At 72.6% G+C, this 3,083-nt stretch carries 3 protein-coding genes; 2 read left to right on the top strand and 1 reads right to left on the bottom strand.

Translation table 11 applies throughout. The features are described 5' to 3' along the window. Positions 1–68: 68 nt before the first annotated feature. Complete coding sequence (locus A6Q79_RS15615; protein WP_067853965.1) at positions 69–1,271, bottom strand: acetyl-CoA C-acyltransferase; 1,203 nt, start codon at positions 1,269–1,271, stop codon at positions 69–71. A 135-nt stretch (positions 1,272–1,406) separates the two neighbouring features. Here A6Q79_RS15615 and A6Q79_RS15620 point away from each other — a divergent pair, with 135 nt between their 5' ends. After that, on the top strand, positions 1,407–2,912 hold the full coding sequence (locus A6Q79_RS15620; RefSeq protein WP_286690282.1) for an AMP-binding protein: 1,506 nt from the start codon (positions 1,407–1,409) through the stop codon (positions 2,910–2,912). After that, a partial coding sequence (locus A6Q79_RS15625; RefSeq protein ID WP_317698723.1) for an SDR family NAD(P)-dependent oxidoreductase occupies positions 2,909–3,083 on the top strand: 175 nt, incomplete at its 3' end. The genes A6Q79_RS15620 and A6Q79_RS15625, both read left to right, overlap by 4 nt.

The following is a 3,083-nucleotide window of genomic DNA, read 5'->3' on the forward strand; positions in this document are numbered from 1 at the left end:
GGAGAGCGGGCCGCGGGGGGCGCAAGGATCTGCGTTCGCGGTCGGGCTCGGACGCGCGGAGGGCAGGGTCAGAGGGCGACCTCGAAGAGTCCTGCGGCGCCCATCCCACCTCCGACGCACATCGTCACCACGACCCAGCGGGCACCCAGCCGGCGCCCCGCGAGCAGCGCGTGGCCGACGGCGCGCGATCCGGTCATGCCGTAGGGGTGTCCCAGGGCGATGGCGCCGCCGTCGACGTTCATCCGCTCGGGATCGATGCCGAGCACGTCGCGACAGTGCACCGCCTGGGAGGCGAACGCCTCGTTGAGCTCCCACACGCCGACGTCGCCGACCGTCAGGCCGTGCTGGTCGAGGAGCCGGGGGATCGCCGCGACCGGACCGATGCCCATCTCGTCGGGCTCGCACCCGGTGACCGCGATGCCGACGTAGTAGCCGAGCGGGTCGATGCCCCGGGAGGCCGCGAGGTCGGCGTCCATCAGGACGTTGGCCGACGCGCCGTCGCTGAGCTGGGAGGCGTTGCCGGCGGTGACCGTCGGGTGCGCGGTCACGTCGCCGGGCTCCAGCACGGTGCGGAGCCCGGCCAGACCCTCCGCCGTCGTGCCGGCGCGCACGCCCTCGTCGGCCGAGACGGTCACCTCGACCCGTGACGTCTCACCGGTGGTCCTGTCGGTGCGGAGCGTGTGCACCGTGATGGGGGCGATCTCCTCGGCGAGGTGGCCGGCCTCCTGGGCGGCTGCCGCGCGCAGCTGCGACTGCAGCCCCATCTCGTCCTGGCGCTCGCGGCTGACGCCGTAGCGCGAGGCCACGTTCTCGGCGGTGTGCAGCATCGGAAGGTACAGACCCGGCACCCGCTCGCGCAGCCAGGGGTCGCCGGCGCGGTGGGTGTTCAGGTGCTCGTTCTGCACCAACGAGATCGACTCGACCCCGCCCCCGACCGCGACCCTCTGCCCGTCCACCAGGATCTGCTTGGCCGCGATCGCGACGGCCATCAGTCCCGACGAGCACTGACGATCGACGGTCGAGCCGGGTACCGACACCGGCAGCCCGGCGCGCAGTGCGGCCTGCCGGGCGACGTTGAACCCCGAGGCGCCCTCGGGCATCGCGCAGCCCATGACCACGTCCTCCACCTCGGCCGGGTCGACGCCGGCGCGCTCCACCGCGTGGCGGACGGCGTGGCCCGCGAGCTCCACGGCGGGCGTGTCGTTGAAGGCGCCGCGGTACGCCTTGCCGATCGGGGTGCGGGCGGTGGCGACGATCGCTGCTCTGGGCACGGGGACTCCTGTCGAAGGATTCTCGGAAGTTTTCTCGGCAACGTACTTGAACCTGAACCCGGGTTCAAGTACGTTGCTCGACGTGAGCCAGGTCACGTGAGACCGGTCACATCGAAGGTGAGGAGACGAGGACGCATGGTGAACGTGGCAGCGACGGTCTGGTCCAACGCGGAACGCGACCCGCAGCGGATGGCGGTGCGCTCCGGGCGGGGCGACCTGACCTACGGCGAGCTCCGGGAGGCGAGCGCCCGCGTCGGCGGCGCCGTGGCCGCAGCGGGTCTGCGCCCCGGGGACCGCGTGGTCCTGATCGCGCCCAGCATCGTGGAGTTCCCCGTGCTCTACCTGGGCCTGCACGCCGTCGGCGTCAGCGTCATCACGATGAACACGATGGCCACGGCCGCCGAGATCGGCTACGTGCTCGACGACGCGGAGGCGTCGCTGGTGCTGGCCTGGCACGAGTGCGACGCTGCTGCGTCCGCCGCCGCTGCCGAGCGGGGCACCACCTTCTGGCGCGTCGAGGACGGCGCGCGCTTCGACACCGATCCGCTGCCGGCCGCGCACGACCACGCCCCCGACGACACCGCGATCATCCTCTACACCTCCGGCACCACCGGCCGGCCCAAGGGCGTCGAGCTCACCGCGGCCAACCTGATCGACACCACCGACTCGTTCCTGCCCGTGCTCAACCTGACGGCGGAGGACCGCTTCGGCACCGGCCTCCCGCTCTTCCACGTGTACGGCCAGGCGGTCGTCATGAACACGGTGCTGGTCACCGGAGCGTCGCTCTCGCTGCTCGCGCCCTTCGAGCCGACCGCGATGCTGGAGATGGTCCGCCGCGACCGCCTGACGGTCCTCGCCGGCGTGCCGACGATGTGGAACGCGATGCTGCACGCCGCGACCGACGCGTTCGGTCCGTCGGACTTCGAGCAGCTCCGACTGGCCACGTCCGGCGGCGCGTCGCTGCCGGTGGAGGTCATGCGCGCCTTCCGCGACCGATTCGGCTGCACGATCCTGGAGGGCTACGGCCTCACCGAGTCGACCGGTGCGGCCACCTTCAACGACATCAACCGGCCCCAGAAGGCGGGCACGGTCGGACCGGCCCTGCCAGGCACCGCGATCGAGGTCCGCGACCCGCTCGGCGCGGTCGTCGGGCCCGACGTCGTCGGCGAGGTCTTCCTCAAGGGCCCGACGATCATGAAGGGCTACCGCAACCGTCCCGACGCCACGGCCGCCGACCTGCAGGACGGCTGGCTCAAGACCGGCGACCTCGGCCGGCTCGACGCCGAGGGCTACCTCAGCATCGTCGACCGCGCGAAGGACCTGATCATCCGCGGCGGCTACAACGTGTACCCCCGCGAGGTCGAGGAGGTGCTGTACGAGCACCCCGACGTCGTCGAGGTGGCCGTGGTCGGCGTGCCCGACGCCCACTTCGGCGAGGAGGTCGCCGCGGTCGTCGCCCTGCGCGAGGGCGCGGAGCTGACCGGTGAGGAGCTGCGCTCCTGGGCCAAGGTGCAGCTGTCGGCCTACAAGGTGCCCCGGCTCTACCAGTTCGTCACCACGCTGCCGAAGGGCGCGACGGGCAAGATCCTGAAGCGCGAGATCGACCGCGACGCGATCCGCACGGCGGAGGTCGGCGCATGAAGGTCGAGGGGAGCGTCGCGGTCGTCACCGGCGCGGCAGGCGGCATCGGCCTGGCCGTCGCGCAGCGGCTGCTGGAGCACGGGGCCCACGTGGTCGTCACCGACCTCGACGCCGCGCGCACCAGCGCGGCGGTCGCGTCGCTCGAGCCGCACGGCGCCGACCGCGTCGTCC

Source organism: Aeromicrobium sp. REDSEA-S32_B7, from assembly GCF_001626145.1.
Classification (GTDB): Bacteria; Actinomycetota; Actinomycetes; order Propionibacteriales; family Nocardioidaceae; genus Aeromicrobium; species Aeromicrobium erythreum.